Origin of the sequence: Plantactinospora sp. GCM10030261, assembly GCF_042666615.1 — a bacterium.
Taxonomy (GTDB): Bacteria; Actinomycetota; Actinomycetes; order Mycobacteriales; family Micromonosporaceae; genus KBS50.
In genome coordinates, this window is record NZ_JBHTDD010000001.1 from 340,425 (window position 1) to 357,953 (window position 17,529).

Here is a 17,529-nt window from a genome sequence, read left to right on the forward strand (position 1 = left end):
GCCACCGGGCAGCCGCCACCCGGACCGGCGGCCCTCGGATGGTTCATTCGGGTCCCACCGGGTGGGTCCGGTCAATCGGTGGCATCGGTTGCATCGGTTGCATCGGTGGCAGGAACAGCAGGTAGTCACGAAGGTCCTCGGCCTGCTCGGGGAGCAGCAGGCAACGGGCGGCGAGTTCTTCCATCGAGGCGTACGGACCGCGCAGCCAGCGGTCCATCGAGATCTGCCGGGCCTGCTCGGGGCGCAGGCCCGGCAGCTTCTGGAGCACGTGGTCGGCGACCGAGTTCACGTCCACGAGCCCGCCGTCGTCGTACAACCGGGGCAGGTCCGGGCGGCCGATGCGAAGCTCCATCCGGCTCGTCGGATGTTGATAGAGCAGGTGCCGGACGTACGCCCGGCGGGCCCGGCCGGTCTGGTCGGGCCGGCCGCGCGTCGGGGCTGCGTGCCCGCCCGTGACGAGCCGGGAGAAGAACCTCAACACGAACCGGTTGACCAATACGATATGGAGCGGTCCCACCATCCAAGGGACCATCAGCGGCACGATGAGGACAAGCGTCTCGGTGTCGGTCGGTTCCCAGTCGACCGGGCTGGACAACGCGTATACGAAGAAGATCCCGGAGAGGACCGCGTACCCGATGGCCAAACCGACCAGCCACCGGCTCCGCCGGGCGATCCCATAGCAGAGTAGGACGATCCAGGTCAAGAGGCCCGCGCTACCGGCGGCGGCCAGGGCGCCGAGAACGGTCACGACGTTGGCCACCCAGGCGCGGTCCCGCAGGCTCCTGGACGGTGCCGGGGCGGATGCCCATGCCGGGAGCTGGGGCGGGTACGTGGCGGGTGGATATCCGGCCGGCGCGACCGGAACCGCAGGCGGCTCCGCGACCCGGACCGGCGGCTCCACGACCGCGACCGGCGGCTCCACGACCGCGACCGGCGGCTCCGCGACCGGCTCTGGGGGCGGCGGGGCGGCAGACGTTGCGGCCGTGACGACCGGGGGCGCCAGCGTCGGATCGTCACGCAGTATCCGGGCGTGCAGCTCCCGCAACTCCGCACCGGGCTCCAGCCCGTGCTCCTCGACCAGGACGCGCCGGATGTCGCGGAACGCCATCAGGGCCTCGGCCTGCCGCCCGCTTCGATGCAAGGCCAGCATCAACGCGTGCCGGAGCGGTTCGCGTACCGGAAATTCCGCGACCCACGGAACCAGCTCCGCCGCCAGATCCTGGTGACGGCCGAGGGCGAGTTCCAGCTCGGCCCGGAGTTCGACGGCGGCGGCTCTGTTCTCGACCAGGCGGGTGCGGGCGGCGTCGAAGTAGGCGCCGGCAAGCCCGCTCAACGGCTCGCCACGCCACAGTTCCAGCCCGGCCCGCAGCTCGGCTGACGCCGCCTCCAGGTCGCCACGGACGCGCAGCTCCCGAGCCGTGCGGAGGTGCTGCTCGAACTGGTACGCGTCCACGGCGGCGGGATCGACCCGGAGCAGATAACCGGCGTCGGTCAGACTGAGCAGTTGCGCCGGCGCTCGCGGTGACCGATCGGGCTCAAGTATCCGGCGCAGACCGGCAACGTACTTCTGCACCACATTGGGCCCGTTGGCCGGCAACTCCTCCTGCCAGACCGCGTCCAGGATGTGCCTGGTCGACACCGGGTGGCCCACCTGGAGCAGGAGCACGGCCAGCACCGCCCGCTGCTTACCCGGCCCGAGATCGAGTTCGCGCTCGCCGTTGTCGCCGCCGGTCCAGGCACGCTGCGGTCCGAGTAGCTGGAAGCGCACGTCGCCCGTCACACCGACCCCCGGTTGGCCGCACGCCGACGACGTGCGGTTTCGCGACGCACGGATGCGTCGCGGTCGGACGGCAGCATATCGGCAGTCGGACCGCAGTCCCACGGCGGTGATCCGGCAGCCGGTACGGGCAGGCTGTCCACCGACGTCCCGCGACCAACGCGGCCGTTCGTAGTCACACGGAGAGAGAGCACGATGAAACGACACACCGGTACGGCGCGTGGCTTCCGCCGGCACCTCTTCGCCGCCGCCCTGCTGTCCGTGACGGTGGGCATGACCGCCTGCGGCACCGTGGAGAAGGCCACGGACAAGGCCACCCAACTAACGGCCAAGGAGACCCTGCTCGACGCGGTGCCGGACGGCTCGGAGGGACCGTTCCGGTTCTCCGGCAACGACGGCACGACCGACCTGACCGGCTCGGTCGACCCGGCGGCCAAGGGCATCCACCTGGAGACCTCGATGAAGGACCAGGACCTCGGGTTCACCACCGACATGTCGTTCCTGGTCATCGGGGAACAGCCCTGGGTGAAGATCAGTTTCAAGGACACCAAGGGGGTGAGCGGCCTGCCCAAGCTGCCCGCGAAGTGGCTCCGGATAGATCCGTCGCGGGTCGCCGACAAGGCGGACCTCCCGACGTTCGACGGCGTCGACCAGGGCAACACCGGACCACTGATCCAGGCCGCGACCACCGTCGAGGACCAGGGCAACGGCAAGTACGCCGGCACGATCGACCTGACCAGTGGGGAAGCCGCCAAGGTGCTGGAGGCCGAGCAGATGACCGCCCTGGGTGAGGCCGCGAAGCAGGTTCCGTTCACCGCCACGGTGGGTCCGGACAAGCACCTCGCGTCGCTCACCATGGAGGTGCCTGCCGCCGGGACGGCCAAGGCATTCACGTACTCGGTCAACTACGCCGACTACGGGAAGGCGGAGAAGCTGGCCGCTCCCGAACCCGCCGCGGCCCAGGACGCCCCGCCCGTCGTGTACGAGATGTTGTACAGCTGATCATCGCCGAGCGTCGGGCGGCGGCCACACGGGGGGCCGCCGCCCGAGGCTCGTGGGCTCCTCGCCCGACGCTCGTGGGCTCCCCGCCGACGCGTTGGCGAGGAGCGCATGAGCGCGTCAACGGCCGATCCCGTCCGACGAGCCCTCGACGCGCCGTCAACGGCCGAGCACCGAGCCGCCGTTCACGCCGATCACCTGGCCGGTGACATAGCCGGAATGTGGGCCGGCAAGGTATCGCACCGCCGCCGCTATGTCATCCGGCGTACCCGCCCGACCCACAAGGGTCGCCCCGACCCGCTTGGCGTAGCCCTCGGGCGTCATCCGGTCACCGAAGAACTCGGTGTCCTCGACGAAGCCGGGGCTTATCACGTTGGCCGTGATGCCCTGCGGGCCGTACTCGTTCGCCAGGTCGTACAGCCAGCCGTGCAGCGCCGCCTTGGCCGCCGAGTAGGGACCGCCGCCGCCGCGCTGCGCGGCGATCGAGCTGAGCAGGATGACCCGCCCGCCGGGGCGGCGCAGTCGTGGCCCGAGTGCCTGGGTCAGCAACACCGCGGTGAGCACGTTGGCGTCGAAGTTCGCCCGCCACATCGCCGCCGTCCCGGTCAGGGTGGCCGGGTCGCCCCCCAGGTAGCCACCGGCGTTGTTGACCAGCACATCGACCGGGCGATCGTCGACGGCCGCGGCCACCCGCTCCACTCCGGCCGGCTCGGTCAGGTCAGCGTCCACCGGGACGACCGCCGCCGGCCGACCGGAGTCGGCACCGATCTGGTCGGCGGTCGTGCGCAGCACGTCCGCCCGGCGGCCGACGATCAGGACGTCGTACCCGTCGGAGACCAGCACCCGCGCCACGGCCGCGCCGATTCCGGTCCCCCCGCCGCTGACCACCGCCAGCCGCTCCCCCATGGTCCCTCCCCCATGATCTCCTCGCCGGTTGATCAAGAGCTTCGCGTCATCCTACGCCCGGAATGGTGACGCGAAGCTCTTGATCAACGCTCAGGACGCGAGGAGTGACGGCGTGGCAGCAGGCGGCGGATCGGGTCGATGCGGCGGGACAGGCCCGCCAGACCGCCGGGGAAGAAGTAGACCGCCAGGACGAATACCGTGCCCAGCACGAACAATGGCTGGGACAGCGGACCCCGGAGCACCCCAGGCAGCGACGCCACCGCGGACGACGTGCCCACCGCGGTCAGCCGATGATCGAGGTACATGTATAGCACCCCGCCGAGCACCGGGCCCCACCGCGTACCCGGACCGCCGAGCACCACCATGACCAGCAACGACAGGGTCAGCTCGGAGGATGTGATGTGTGGCGAGGCGCCGCCGACCAGCAGGCAGTAGACCACGCCGCCGGTGGCCGCGAGACCGCCGGCGAGCGTGAAGGCCAGCAGCTTGAAGCGGTACGGATCGAGGCCGAGCACCGAGATCCGCCGCTCGTCGTCGCGCAGCCCGGCGAGCACCCGCCCCGTGGGTGAACCGGAGACCCGGTGCACCACGAACACCACGACCGCCAGATAGACAAGCGCCAGCCAGTACAGGTTGGCCGTGTTGGCCACCCCGACCAGCACCTCGGGCAGTCCCGACACGTCCAGCGGCAGGCCCTCCTCACCGCCGGTCAGGCCGCCGAAGTCCCGGGCCACCAGGATCGCGCCTACCTGCGCGAAGGCCAGCGTCACCATGGCGAACGCGATGCCGGCGGTACGCAGCGCGATCGCGCCGAGCAGCCCGGCCAGCACGGTCCCGCCGGTGACGGCCAGCAGCGCCGCCGACCAGAGCGGCAGCCCGGCCCGGGTGATCAGGATGTCGGTGCCGTACACACCCGCGGCGAAGAACAACGCGTGCCCGAACGACAGCAGGCCGGTGCGACCGAACAGCAGGTCGTAGCCCGCCGCGAGACCACCGAAGACCAGGCAGATCGCCAGCAGTTGCAGCGTCCCGGGCGCGTTCAGCGGCCCGTCGAAGATCCCCGGCAGCTCCACCGTGGAGTACGGCAGGATGGCCGCCACGGCCAGTGCCACCAGCGGCAGCCAGGGCCGGATCCGGCTGGTCCGGTGCGGCGCCAACTCGGCCGGCACGGCGGCCGGCGGGGCGGGCACCTCCGGACTCTTCACCTCGGTCATGCCGTGGCCACCTTTCCGGCGATCCCCTGCGGGCGGACCAGCAGCACCAGGGCGAGCAGCGCCACCACGCAGATGTCGCCGGCGCCGGCCGTGCCGTAGTAGTTGACGAACTGTTGCAGCAGACCGACCGCCACGGCCGCGTACGCGGACCCGACCACCGAGCCCATCCCGCCGATCACCACGACGATGAACGCGAAGATCAGCAACGAGCTGCCCTGGCCGGGCGACACCGATCCGAAGTAGACACCGCCGAGCGTGCCGGCCAGCGCGGCGGCCGCCCCGCCGATCGCGAAGACAAGCGTGAACGCCTTACGCACGTCGATGCCGAGGGCGGTCACCATCTCCCGGTTCTCCACTCCGGCCCGGATCACCAGTCCGTACCGGGTGTAGCGGAGGAAGCCGAGGAGCGCGGCGAGCACCACCACCGCCGAGACGATCAACAGCAGCCCTGAGTTCGGCACGTTGGCGCCGAGGATCGGGGTGACCCGCTGGGTCCACTCCGGCCGCGGGAACCGTCGCGGGTCGGCACCCCAGGCGGCCTGCAACAACGCCACCCCGGCCAGCGACAGACCGACGGTGACCAGCACCTGCTCGATGGTCCGGGAATACAGCGGGCGGATCATCACGAGTTCCACCAGGGCGCCCACCACCGCGCCGGCCACCACCCCGAAGGCCACGGCCAGCAGGAAGCCGGGGCCGGTCGGGCCGGCGCCGGGCAGGTGGTTGGCGGCCCACCAGGTCGCGTACGCCCCGACGGACAGGAACAGCCCGTGCGCGAAGTTGAGCACGTCGGCCAGGCCGAAGACGAGCGACAGCCCGGAGGCCACCAGGAAGTACAGCGCCGACAGTCCGAGTCCGGTCAAGGTCAGCAGCACGATCGTGCTCATGATGGCTCCTCCGTCGCCGGGCCGGCGGCGCGGACCGGTTGGCCGGCCGGCCCGGTCGGCTGGGCGGGCTGACCGGCAGCGCGAACCGGCTCGGTGCCGTGCGCGCCGACACCGAGCAACGACCTGGTCAGTGCCGTTTCCAGCAGCAGTTCGTTGGCGTCGCCGGTCCAGGCGACCCGCCCGGCGGCGAGCACCACGGCGTCCCGAGCCAGCCGCCGGACCACCGCGAGGTTCTGCTCCACCAGCAGCACCGGGACGCGAGCGGCGACCCGTTCCAGCACCGCCGCGACCTCCGTCACCACCTTGGGCGCCAACCCCTTGGTCGGCTCGTCGACAAGCAGCAGCCGGTTGTCGCCGAGGAGCACCCGGCCGATCGCCAACATCTGCTGCTGACCACCGGAGAGTGACCCGGCCCGCTGCCGGCCCCGCCGCTCCAACTCCGGAAACAGCTCAAAGACCCGGTCGTACGCTGGTGGGCCGGTCCGCGGCTCGGCGAGCCGCAGGTTCTCGGCGACGGTGAGGCCAGCGAAGACGCAGCGGTCCTCCGGCACGTAGCCGAGACCGTCCCGGACCAGCCGGTGGGTGGGCTGGCCGAGTAGCGTCCGGGCCCCGGAGCGCACCATCCCTCGAACCTCGGCGGCCCGTGGCGACAGTCCGAGGATCGCGCGCAGCGTGGTGGTCTTGCCCACGCCGTTGCGGCCGAGCAGCACGGTGACCCCGGTCGGCGCGACGTCGAACGAGACACCCTGCAGGATGTGCAACCCGGCGATGCGAACCGACAGGTCCCGCACGTTCAGCACCGGTTCGCCAGTCATCTCGCCAGTCATAGAGCCTCCCCCAGGTAGGCCTCCTGGACGGTGGCGTTCGCCATCACGGTCTGCGGCGTGTCGCAGGCCAGCAGCGCCCCGTGGTGCATCACCGCGATCCGGTCGGCGAGTTGCAGGATCACGTCCATGTGGTGCTCCACCATCAGCACCGACCGGTCCCCCTCGTCGGTCAAGGATCGGATCACGGTGACCAACTCGGGCACGTCCTCGGCGCTGACGCCGGCCATCGGTTCGTCGAGGAGCATCACGTCCGGCTCACCGGCGAGCAGCAGCGCGATCTCCAGTTTGCGCTTCTCGCCGTGCGCCAGGGTGCCGGCCAAGGCTGCACCCCGGTGGGACAGACCCACCCGGTCGAGCGCCGCGTCGGCCGCCGCGACCACCTCATGTTCGGTCGCGGCCCGCCGCCACAGACGCATCGATCCACCGCGATGCGCCTGGACGGCGAGCCGGACGTTCTCCCGTACGCTGAGCGACCCGAAGACCGACGACGACTGGAAGGTGCGGCCCAGCCCGAGCCGGGCCCGCCGGTGCGGTGGCAGCTCGGCGATGTCCTCGCCGCGCAGCGTGATCCGCCCCTCGGTGGGCCGCCGGATCCCCGAGATCAGGTTGAACAGCGACGTCTTGCCGGCGCCGTTGGGGCCGATGACTCCGAGGAACTCCCCCGGAGCGAGGTCGATGTTCACCTTGTCGACGATGGCGACCTCACCGATGCGCCAGCTCAGCGCGCGGGTGGCGAGCACCGGTCGGGACATGCGCTCAGCCCTTCATGCTGGCGACCGGCGGGGCGCACTCGTCGGGCGCCAACTCCTTCTCCCGCTGGGCGCTGAACTCCGTACCCGATCCGGAGAGCTTGACCTGGAACATCGGCTGCAGCAGCGCGTGGTCCTCGGCCCGGACGGTCATCTTGCCCTTGACCCCGTCGAAGCTCCAACCCTCCAGACCCGTGATCATCTTGTCCACGTCGTCACCGCCCTCCTCGACCGCCCGGACCACCATCTGGGCGGCGGCGAAGCCGTCCGGGTGGAACAGGTCCAGCACACCGCCGGGTACGGCCTCCTTCGCTGCCTGCGCCGCCGGGTTGTCGCTCGCCCCGTCGAAGTAGTGGGACAGGAAGGAGATCTTGCTGCCGGCCGCGCCGAACGTGGGCCAGGAGGCGCGGATGTCGAGCCCGGTGACCACCGTGGTGGAGCTGAGCACGCCCTGCTGGTCGAGGGTCTGCCACATGGCCGGGGCGGAGGTGCCCGCCCAGGCGACGAAGAGCAGGTCTGGCTTGGCTGTCTTGAGCTGGCTGGCGAACGGGGTGAAGTCGGTCGCGCTGGCCGGGGCGAGGACGCTTGTCACCGTCGCGCCGGCACCACCGATCACGGTCTTCACCGCCGCCTCGTTGGCCTTGCCGAACGCGCTGTCCTGGCCGAAGACCACGACCTTCTTGCCGGCCGCGTCGCCGATGAACGACTTCGCGGTGAGCACGTCCTGGTAGGACTGCCGGCCGGAGCGGAACGTGTACTTGTTGATGCCGGTGACCCCATCCGTGGCCGCCGGCCCGGAGATGAAGAGCACCTTGTTCTGCGCGGCGATGGGGGCCACCTGGAGCGCCACGCCGGAGGCCGTGGAACCACCGATGATCTTGTAACCCTTGCCGATCAGATCCTTCGCCGCGGAGACCGCCTTGGCCGGGTCACCGGCGTCGTCCACCTCGGTGACCTCGACCGTACGCTTGCCGACCTTGTTCGTGCCCTTGGTCGCGTAGGACAGGCCGGCCTTGAACCCTTCGCTGTACTGCTTGCCGTAGCTGGCCAGCGGGCCGGACTGGGAATGGACCAGGCCGACCTTGACCGGGGCGTCGTCGTCACCGCCGGCGGCGGTCTCCTGAGGGCTGCCACAGGCGGTCGCCACCAGCGCCGTGGCCAGCAAACCGGCGGCGGTCACCAGTGTCCGCCGCGTCGTCCGGACCGTCATCATCGCTCCACATGGGACTCGGGGGATGCTCGTTGTCGGCCCACGCTAGGAGTGACGTCACCCACGAGCTATGTGGCCGTACCCCACAAGTCGGGGCTGGTTGATGGTCTCCTGTTACAACCTTGCAATGGTCACGGAACGGTCACGACCCATGGTGCGCCCTTCGTACCCCACCGCTCCGCGTCCGATTGTGTCGGCCGTCCCCATCCCTCCCCCGCCGCACCGCGGCCAACCAGAGCGTGAAGAGTTGTTGTGCCCAGGGCCAGCCCAGGGCCAGCCCAGGGCCGCAACAACTCTTCACGGTTCGGCGCTGTCGGTGCGGGCCGGCGGCCCACGCGTGAAGGGCCCGCGCGATCCAACCGATCAGGCGAGCCCTTCGTGGCGGCGGAAGCCGCTCAGACACGCCTACCTGGGCAACTGGTCCGTCCACTCGGAGGTCAGCCGGAACGAGCCGCCCTCGCCCGCCGACACCAGCGTGCCCTCGGCGGAGACATAGAAGTTGCACTCCCGCACCTGGGAGGTGGCCGGATCCACCACGAGCCGGGCGTTCCCGATCACCTCGTCGGTGATCCGCAGGCCCTGCCCGCCATCGACCGGGCCGAGGCTCGTGACGTTCGGGTACGTCGCGATCGCCCGGAAGGCGGCGCCGCGTACCTTCGGCGGTGCGGGAAGCTGGGCCACCAGGGAGATCAGGCCCTCGAAGGCAGCCCGCTTCTGCTCCTCGACGGTCAACGGGCCGGCGCTGGTCCGGACGTCGCCGTTCTTGATGATTTTGGCGATCTCCGCCCGCAACGCCTCCGGTTCGGTCGGCAGCGTCTTGATCTGGTCCACGGTCACATCGGCACCACCCAGACCGAACGCGGTGGGACCGCCAATCTTCGTCAGCTTGCCGTCGGTCTTCTCCCCCCGGAACCAATGCTGACCAGCACGGTCGGTCCAGATCTCGTACTGGTCCGCCTTTCCGTTCGCACCGACGGACACCACCTTGTTGTACCAGTAGCTGCCGGACGCCTCGGTGGACTGGTCGGCCGTGGTGGCGGCCACCAGCAAGATCTGCTGGCCGGACTGGACACCGGCCGCCGCCGTCGACTGCCGGTCACCGCCGGCTGCCGCGGGCGGCGAGTCGGTGGTCGCCGCACCGCCGGAAACGATCACCACCGCGGCGACGGCGGTCGCGGCACCGGTGGCCAAGGCCGGGACCAGGAAGGCCAGGCGTCGCCTCGGCGCCCGGCGTGCCGGCCGCTCGGCGGCGTTCCCGTCCTGCTGGATCTGACTCATCACGAACTCCTGGAGTAGCTGGCGACGGTCGCTCGGCAGGTCCCGCTCCATCGGCGCCGGCAACAGCCGGGCCAACTCCGCGCGGTCGGACTGATCGGGCTGATTCGGTGTGCCGTTCATCGGGCGTTCTCCTGAGCGAACCGGGCCGCGATGTCGCGGCCACCCAGTACCTGTCCGGCGCCGGAAAGGGGTTCCCGGATCTTTTCGGAGGATCGCAACTCCCCCTCGCGCGCCAGCTTGTCCAGCTTCTTGCGGGCCCGGAACAACCGGGAACGCACCGTGCCGACCGGCACCCCGAGAGCCTCGGCGGCCTCGGAATAGTCGAGTCCGGACCACACGCACAGCACCAACACCTCACGCTCCTGCTTCCGCAGGGCCGCCAGCGCGGTGCGTACCGCGGCCAGACGATCCGCGTCGTCGATGCGGTCGGCGAGTTCATCGGCGAAATCCGGCGAGATCTCGGCCCTGGGTAATCGAGCCAGCGCGCCGTCGTACCGCCGAGCGGCCCGCCGCACGTTCCGTACGACGTTCGTGGCGACCCCCAGCAGCCAGGGACGCAGCGACCCGCGTTCGGCACCGGCGTCGATCGTCTGCCGTAACCGCCACGCCTCGAGGAAGGTCAGGGACACCGCGTCCTCCGCGGTCGACCAGTTCCCGGTCAGCCGGAAGGCGTGGTTGTACACCGAACGGGCGTGTTCGTCGAAGAGTTCCCGGAACGCCTCGGGATCTCCGGTGCGCGCCCGGGCGCGCAGGCTCATCTCCACATACCGGCCTGTCCCGCCGGGCGATCGGGTTCCCGTGACCCGCATCACGACATCCCTCGTCCTCCTTCCCGTCGATCTAGGGCAGATGGTCGTGAATAGAGATCGACTCACGACCATCTGCCCTAGATCGACGGGGAAGTGGGGAGGGCTCAGCCCTTGACGGCGCCGGCGGTGAGGCCGGAGACGATGTAGCGCTGGAGGAACTGGAAGACGGCCACCGTCGGGATCGCGGTGAGCAGCGTCCCGGCCGCGAAAATGCCGAAGTTGTTGTTCCGTTCGTTGCCGTTGAGCAGCCCGAACATCCCGACCGCGAGGGTCTTGGCCTCCGGGTCGGTGAGAAAGACGTTGGCGATCAGGAACTCGTTGATCGTCGTGATGAAGGACAGCAGCCCGGCCACCGCGAGGATCGGCGCCACCAGCGGCAGCATGATGCGCAGGAACACCTGGCTGTGCGTGGCACCGTCCATGACGGCCGACTCGTCCAGTTCCCGCGGCAGCGTGTCGAAGAAGCCCTTCATCAACCAGGTGTTCACGCCCAGCGCCCCACCGAGGTAGAGCAGGATGAGGCTCCACGGAGTGTTGAAGCCGATCGACGGCCACAGATTCGTGATCGTGTTGAACACCAGAAAGATCGCGACAATCGCCAGGAACTGCGGGAACATCTGGATCAGCAATAGCGAGAGCAGCCCCACCCGGCGCCCGGCGAACCGCATCCGGGAGAACGCGTACGCGGCCAGCGCGGACAGCACCAGCGACACCGCCGCCGCCAACCCCGCGATCAGCAGCGAGTTGAGGAACCACCAGCCGAACTTGGTCCGGTTGAACAGATTGCCGAAGTTTTCCACCGACACGCCCTGGGTGGGCACCAGATCGGTGGAATTCAACGTGCCGATCGGGTTCAACGCCGCCGAGAAGACGAACACGATGGGAAACAGGCTGAACAGCACGGCCAGCACTCCGACCAGATGCCGCCAGCCGACCCGGGCGAACCAACGACGCCCACTCACGAGTAGACCTCCTCCTGGGCACGGGTACGCCGGAAGCTGACCGCCGAGATGATCGCCACAAGCGTGAAGATGAACACCGACACCGCGGCGGCGAAGCCGTACTGGGCACCCGCGCCGCCGAAGGCCAACCGGTAGGTGAACGTGATCAGCAGGTCGGTGGCGCCGACCGTCGAGTTGTCCGCCGGGAACGGTCCACCCTCGGTGGTCAGGTAGATCGCGTTGAAGTTGTTGAAGTTGAACGCGAACGACGAGATCAGCAGCGGGGCGAGGGCGATCAGCAGCAGCGGCAGGGTGACCCGGCGGAACGATTGCCAGGGCGTCGCCCCGTCGATGGCGCTGGCCTCGGTCATCTCCGTGGGGATGGCCTGGAGAGCGCCGGTGGAGACCAGGAACATGTATGGGTAGCCGAGCCAGAGCTGCACCATGATCACCGCGAACCGGGCGGTCCAGTCCCCGCCGAACCAGTCCACCCCCAACCCGAACAGGTTGTTGATCAGACCGAAGTCGGCGTTGAACATGTCCCGCCAGACCAGCAGCATCGCGAACGACGGCATGGCGTACGGCAGGATCAGCAGCACCCGGTAGAGATTCCGGCCCCGGACCCGGGGCGAGTGCAGCGCCAGCGCGCAGAACACCCCCAGCACGAACGTGCCGCCGGTGGAGGCGAGCGCGAAACCGAGGTTCCAGAGCAGGCTGCCGAGGAACGGCCCGGAGATCGTCCGATCGGTGATCACCCGGGTGAAGTTGTCCAGTCCCACGCCGACACGCCAGCCCTGGGCCAACCGCTCACCATCGGCGGCCACGAAGGAACCGGTCTCGTCGTCGGCCTCCCAGGTCTTGCCGGACTCGGCGTCGCGGACGCAGTCGCAACCCTCGTCGTAGGCACGGACGGCCTTTCCGGCGTACGCGCGGGTCAGGCCCTTGGAACGGATGGCGCCCTCGTCGGTGGGCACCACCAGGTCGGTGATCTCCTTGCTGCGCAGGCTGGCCTGACCGACGTTGAGCACGGTGTAGCCCTCGGCCGCGGTGACCTTGCCGCCCGCGGCGGTGGTGACGTCGCCCCTGTCGATCGGCCGGAGTCCGCCCGCGTCGCCGACCGAGACCTGGCCGGTACTCGGATCGGTGATCAGGAATACCAGCGGCCCCGTCGCCGGGTCGCCGCTGCTGGCGACCGAGAGGAGGTACTCGGTCGAGCCGGGGATCTGCACCACCGAGGCGGTCTGGATCGCGGTGATCGCGTCCTGCTTGCCGCCACGGTGGCCGTCGCCGAAGTTGCTGAACGCGGTGCCCAGCGTGAGCGCCACGGGCAGCACCTGGAACACGATGAGGAACAGCGTGCCGGGCACCAGGTACTTGGCGGGGATGTGTCGCGGCGTGAGGTAGAGGTAGAACAGTCCCGCGGTGACCGCGATCAGGACCGCGAGACCGGCCCAGGCCCGCGCCTCGACCAGCGGGAAGGCCGCCCAGATCGCGATCCCGGCGACCAGGCCGAGCAGCACGACCTTGACGGCGAGACCGGCGGCGGTCACCGGGGCCTCGTTGCGGCGGAGGGACCGGCCGGTTCCGGCCGGCCCCCGGCGCGGCGACCCGTTGGTCGCCGCGCCGGGCAGCTCGGTCGTCATCTACTTGATCTGGCCAGCGATCGTGTTACCGGCGGCGGTGATCGTCTTGGTGGGGTCGGCCCCACCGACGATCGCGGCCTCGGCCTTGCCGAACGGGTCCCAGATTGCCGCCATGGCGGGGATCGCCGGCAGGACCTGGCCGTTCTTGCCGGCCTCGGTGAACTTCGCCAGGTCCGGGTCGTTGCCCTTGACCTTGTCGAACGCGGCGGTGAGCGCCGGCGGCCGCGGCTCGGCCTCGTACAGCGCCACGGCGAGTTCCGGGGTGCTTGTGTAGTTGGTCACGAACTCCTGGGCGAGAACCTTGTTCTTGCCCTTGGCCGCCACGTAGAACGCCTGCACGCCGACGAAGGGCTGGGCCTCCTTGCCGCCGGCGAAGCCGGGGATCGGCGAGATGTCGTACGCGATGTTGGCCTTCTTGGCGTCCGCGACCGCCCACGGCCCGGAGACCAGGTAGGCGCACTTCTTGGCGGTGAAGGTGGCGATCGAGTTGGTGTCGCTGATGGACCGCTTGAGCGCGCCGGCGCCCTTCTCACCGAGTTCGCCGATCTTCTTGAACGCGGCGATCGACTCCGGCTTGCCCACGCCCAGGTCCTTGGGGTCGTAGTCGCCGTTGGCCGCGGTGCCGAACAGGTAGCCGCCGGCCGAGGTGTAGAGCGGGTAGATGTGGTACGCGTCACCGTTCTGCCCGACCTGCAGGCAGAGGATCTCGCTTGCCTTCTTCTGCGACTGGAGCTGCTTGCCGGTGGCGACCAGTTCCTCGATGGTCTTGGGCGCCTGGGGAGCCAGCTCGGTGTTGCGGATCAGCGCGAGGTTCTCCATCGCGTACGGCACGCCGTAGACCTGGCCGTTGAACGTGACCGCCTTGACGGCGGTCTCGTTGAACGCGCTCTTCTGCTCGCTGGAGAGCTGGACCGGCTCGATGGCCCCGTTCTGCACCAGGTTGCCGATCCAGTCGTGCGCGCCGACCACCACGTCGGGCCCGCTGCCCTGCTGGGAGGCCGTGACGAAGTTGGTCTGCAGTTCCTTCGAGACGGCCTGCACCTCGACGGTGACGCCGTTCTCCGCGCCGAACTTCTCGGCGAACGGCTGGAGGGCGGCGGTGCGCTTGTCGTCGGCCCAGATCACCAGCTTGCCGCCGGCGGCCTGGGATGACTCGTTGGCGGCCGGCTCGTTGCCGTCGCCACCACAGCCGGTGGCGGCGAGCGCCAGGCCGAAGACGGCGACCACACCCGCGGTACGGATGCGCATCGGTACTCCTGTCGATCGTGGTCGGGCCGTGTGGTGCGACGGTCCGACGGGGGTGGGGGAAATCGTTCCCGCCGCGCTGGGCGGACCCTGTTGCGGGTGTACGGGTAACCGGCGTCGATGAGCATCGAGCCGCGCGTGTCGCGTGGCCGGGACGTTAGCAAGAAGTTGCAAAGAATGGAAGGGCTTGCACTGTAACCCGCAAGAAACGCCGCGTGCGTTAAGGTGCCGCCATGCGCGCACGACTATCCGACATCGCCCAACAGGCTCAGGTGAGCGAGGCCACGGTGTCGCGCGTGCTGAACGACCGGCCCGGTGTCGCCCCGGAAACCCGTCAGGCGGTGCTTACCGCGCTCGACGTGCTCGGCTACGAACGCCCGGCCCGGCTCCGCAAGCGCAGCGCCGGACTGGTCGGCCTGGTCGTGCCCGAACTGGAGAACCCGATCTTTCCGGCGTTCGCCCAGATCATCGAGTCGGCGCTGGCCCAGTCGGGCTTCACCCCGGTGCTGTGCACCCAGTCCCCGGGCGGCGTCACCGAGGACGAGTACGTCGAGATGCTGCTCGACCGGCAGGTCTCCGGCATCGTCTTTGTCTCCGGGCTGCACGCCGACACCGCCGCCGACCACGACCGGTACCGGACCCTCATCGCCCGCCCGCTCCCGGTCGTCATGATCAATGGGTACGCCCCCGGCATCCCGGCGCCGTTCGTCTCCTGCGACGAACAGGGCGCCGCCGACCTGGCCGTGACCCACCTCATCGCGCTCGGCCACCGGCGGATCGGTTTGATCACCGGACCAAGCCGCTTCGTCCCGGTGCGGCGCAAGGTGGCCGGCTTCCGCTCCGCGATGAAGCGCCTGGTAGGTCTCGACGAGGCCGACGTCGATGAGTTGGCCGAGCTGTCCCTGTTCGGGGTGGAGGGTGGCGAGGCCGCCGCCGGTCGGCTCATCGACCGTGGCGTCACCGGCCTGGTCTGCGGCTCCGATCTGATGGCCCTCGGCGCGATCCGCGCGGCCCGGCAGCGCGGCCTCGTGGTGCCCCAGGACGTGTCGGTGGTCGGCTTCGACGACTCCCCGCTGATGGCGTTCACCGACCCGCCGCTGACCACCATGCGACAGCCGGTCGCGCCGATGGCGGTGGCCGCCGTGCGGGCGCTGGTCGACGAGATCAACGGGCACCCGGCCCCGCACACCGAGTACGTCTTCCGCACCGAACTCGTGGTCCGCGGCTCGACGGCCACCGCCCCGACCGGCGCCACCGCCCCCCTCGCCGCCGTGTAGCAAACGGCGCCGAGCGCCGAACTAGAGTCGGCAGACGTGATCGCCGATCTGCAATGCGTCGTGCTGGACTGCGCGGACCCGACCGCGCTCGCCGACTTCTACCAGGCTCTACTCGGTGGGACAGTCAACCAGCCGGACCGGCGGTGGGCGCTCGGCGACGGCTGGGCGACGCTGCACGCGCCGTCCGGTCTGGTGCTCGCCTTCCAGCGGATTGCTTTCTATCAGCCGCCGACATGGCCGGACCCGACCCGGCCGCAGCAGTTCCATCTGGACTTCGGCGTCGCGGACCTGGATCGCGCCCATGAGCGCGTGCTGGCCCTCGGGGCGAGGCTGCTGACCGAGGACGAGCGGGGCTGGCGGGTGTACGCCGACCCGGCCGGGCACCCGTTCTGCCTGATCCGGCACTGAACCACTTGATCCGCCACTTAACGACGCGATCGCCGGACCGGGCAGCTCTCGCTCCCGGGCGAGCCGCGTCCCGGGGCAGTCCTCGCGGGAACCGACAATTCGCCTTCTCGGTCAGTCCATTGGCCCGGCACCGCCGGACCTGTGAATGACGGCGCTGCACCGTCCCAGGCACGGTGAACGCGTCGATCGTTGCGCCCGATCCGGTCCGCCCCGTAAGCGGTGACGGGCGGCACCGCCGCCTGACGCCGAGCCTGCCGGGTTCGCATTCCGACTCATCGGGTAAGACCCGCTCAGCCCCTGGTCGTCCGGCGAGCCACAGGCCGCCGGGCGGCCAGGTCATCGCGGTGCGCCGCGTCGGAACCCAGCCCGCCGCACTGCCCCATGATCGACTCCAGCCGAACTCCCCGAGCGCCCACCTCATGCGGGCGGCCAGGTCGCCTCCGCCCCAGTCATGATCGACTCAAGATCGGCGATACAGGGCTGTTCGAGCGGGTGGACACCCCTGGTACGCCGACATCGAGTCGATCACGTCCGGGTTGGCGCACCGGGCGGACGGCTACCAGCAGGACTCGACGAGCACGGCAAGCAAAGCGAGCACGGCAGGCAGCCGGGTGCCGTCCGGTTGGACGGCCGCCGTCGAAACGCCGTCAGAATGGTCCGGGATCGGGATGCGTACCGGTGAGCATGGTGGCGATCCGGGCGAAGCCGGCTCGGATCTCGCCCTCCCCTGGAGGGACCGCTGGCGTATGCCGGGGGCGCTCCGACACCATGGGTAGTTCCTCGTCGGCCAGGGCGTCCGGATAGTCGCCGTAGATCTCGGCGTCCTCCAGCTCGGCCGTGTCGTCCTCGGCCACGCTCCGGGCCGCCTCGATCTCACCCCGGATCTCGTCCGCCGACACGGCCGCGACCAACGGCTCCACCACCGCCATCAGTTGTTCATCGGCGACCACCGCCTCGGCCAGCGCCAACGCGTGTAGCCGCTCGTAGGGTCCGCAGACCACCGGTTCCCACTCGTCGGCCTCGTCGAGCGGGCCGAAGGTGACTACCCACGGCCGGTTCAGCATCGGCGAGTCGTCCGGCAGTTCCAACGTCACAAGTGCGCCCACGCGCCTCATCATGTCGGCCGACGACCGGCTCTCGGCGGCATTTGCCAGTTTTGCCGCTCTCGCCGTTTGGCGCGTGATTAACGCCTGCTCCGTTACTCCTCGTCGCTTCGATCGTTTTTCGATTTTCGATCGATGGCGATCCGGTCATCAGAGTCCTCGGTCCCACCACCCGGTTTCCGCTTCGATGACACGGGACGAGTCGACACTCCCTCCGCCCGCTCGGACGATTCCTCGGGTTCCGGCTCCTCATGGG

General features: G+C 69.8%; 16 protein-coding genes. 3 read left to right on the forward strand and 13 right to left on the reverse strand.

Annotated elements, in window-relative coordinates:
• Positions 1-43 precede the first annotated feature (43 nt).
• Complete coding sequence (locus ACFQUZ_RS01680; protein WP_377436968.1) at positions 44-1,780, reverse strand: BTAD domain-containing putative transcriptional regulator; 1,737 nt, start codon at positions 1,778-1,780, stop codon at positions 44-46.
• Between the two features lie 192 nt (positions 1,781-1,972).
• Between ACFQUZ_RS01680 and ACFQUZ_RS01685 the strand changes: the two genes are divergently transcribed.
• Positions 1,973-2,779 (forward strand): hypothetical protein, encoded by an 807-nt coding sequence (locus ACFQUZ_RS01685; RefSeq protein ID WP_377436969.1) that lies wholly within the window; start codon positions 1,973-1,975, stop codon positions 2,777-2,779.
• A gap of 156 nt (positions 2,780-2,935) precedes the next feature.
• On the opposite strand, the gene ACFQUZ_RS01690 is transcribed toward ACFQUZ_RS01685, so the two are convergent.
• The 11 genes from ACFQUZ_RS01690 to ACFQUZ_RS01740 form a co-directional block, all read right to left on the reverse strand.
• Complete coding sequence (locus ACFQUZ_RS01690) at positions 2,936-3,682, reverse strand: SDR family NAD(P)-dependent oxidoreductase (protein WP_377436971.1); 747 nt, start codon at positions 3,680-3,682, stop codon at positions 2,936-2,938.
• Positions 3,683-3,765: 83 nt separating this feature from the next.
• Complete coding sequence (locus tag ACFQUZ_RS01695; RefSeq protein WP_377436973.1) at positions 3,766-4,896, reverse strand: branched-chain amino acid ABC transporter permease; 1,131 nt, start codon at positions 4,894-4,896, stop codon at positions 3,766-3,768.
• Positions 4,893-5,783, reverse strand: a complete 891-nt coding sequence (locus ACFQUZ_RS01700; protein WP_377436975.1) for a branched-chain amino acid ABC transporter permease — start codon at positions 5,781-5,783, stop codon at positions 4,893-4,895. The genes ACFQUZ_RS01695 and ACFQUZ_RS01700 overlap by 4 nt, the downstream gene beginning before the upstream one ends.
• A complete protein-coding gene (locus ACFQUZ_RS01705; protein ID WP_377436977.1) occupies positions 5,780-6,598 on the reverse strand; it encodes an ABC transporter ATP-binding protein in 819 nt (272 codons plus the stop codon). Before ACFQUZ_RS01705 ends, ACFQUZ_RS01700 begins: the two co-directional genes overlap by 4 nt.
• 8 nt (positions 6,599-6,606) lie before the next feature.
• Positions 6,607-7,350 carry an ABC transporter ATP-binding protein gene (locus ACFQUZ_RS01710; RefSeq protein WP_377437480.1) on the reverse strand — a complete coding sequence of 248 codons (744 nt, stop codon included), beginning with the start codon at positions 7,348-7,350 and terminating at the stop codon, positions 6,607-6,609.
• A 16-nt stretch (positions 7,351-7,366) separates the two neighbouring features.
• Complete coding sequence (locus ACFQUZ_RS01715; RefSeq protein ID WP_377436979.1) at positions 7,367-8,569, reverse strand: substrate-binding domain-containing protein; 1,203 nt, start codon at positions 8,567-8,569, stop codon at positions 7,367-7,369.
• 405 nt (positions 8,570-8,974) lie between these two features.
• On the reverse strand, positions 8,975-9,967 hold the full coding sequence (locus ACFQUZ_RS01720; RefSeq protein WP_377436981.1) for a CU044_5270 family protein: 993 nt from the start codon (positions 9,965-9,967) through the stop codon (positions 8,975-8,977).
• The gene (locus ACFQUZ_RS01725) at positions 9,964-10,656 is read right to left on the reverse strand and encodes an RNA polymerase sigma factor (RefSeq protein ID WP_377436983.1); all 693 of its coding nucleotides are present in this window, start codon (positions 10,654-10,656) and stop codon (positions 9,964-9,966) included. Before ACFQUZ_RS01725 ends, ACFQUZ_RS01720 begins: the two co-directional genes overlap by 4 nt.
• Before the next feature lie 104 nt (positions 10,657-10,760).
• Entirely contained in the window at positions 10,761-11,618 is an 858-nt protein-coding gene (locus ACFQUZ_RS01730) for a sugar ABC transporter permease (protein ID WP_377436985.1), read from the reverse strand.
• Positions 11,615-13,240 carry an ABC transporter permease subunit gene (locus tag ACFQUZ_RS01735; RefSeq protein ID WP_377436987.1) on the reverse strand — a complete coding sequence of 542 codons (1,626 nt, stop codon included), beginning with the start codon at positions 13,238-13,240 and terminating at the stop codon, positions 11,615-11,617. The genes ACFQUZ_RS01730 and ACFQUZ_RS01735 overlap by 4 nt, the downstream gene beginning before the upstream one ends.
• Positions 13,241-14,488 carry an extracellular solute-binding protein gene (locus ACFQUZ_RS01740; protein ID WP_377436989.1) on the reverse strand — a complete coding sequence of 416 codons (1,248 nt, stop codon included), beginning with the start codon at positions 14,486-14,488 and terminating at the stop codon, positions 13,241-13,243.
• Positions 14,489-14,718: 230 nt separating this feature from the next.
• Here ACFQUZ_RS01740 and ACFQUZ_RS01745 point away from each other — a divergent pair, with 230 nt between their 5' ends.
• Complete coding sequence (locus ACFQUZ_RS01745) at positions 14,719-15,762, forward strand: LacI family DNA-binding transcriptional regulator (protein ID WP_377436991.1); 1,044 nt, start codon at positions 14,719-14,721, stop codon at positions 15,760-15,762.
• Between the two features lie 36 nt (positions 15,763-15,798).
• On the forward strand, positions 15,799-16,170 hold the full coding sequence (locus tag ACFQUZ_RS01750) for a VOC family protein (protein ID WP_377436992.1): 372 nt from the start codon (positions 15,799-15,801) through the stop codon (positions 16,168-16,170).
• Between the two features lie 647 nt (positions 16,171-16,817).
• Here ACFQUZ_RS01750 and ACFQUZ_RS01755 read toward each other — a convergent pair.
• Positions 16,818-17,276, reverse strand: a complete 459-nt coding sequence (locus ACFQUZ_RS01755) for a hypothetical protein (protein ID WP_377436993.1) — start codon at positions 17,274-17,276, stop codon at positions 16,818-16,820.
• Positions 17,277-17,529 lie beyond the last annotated feature (253 nt).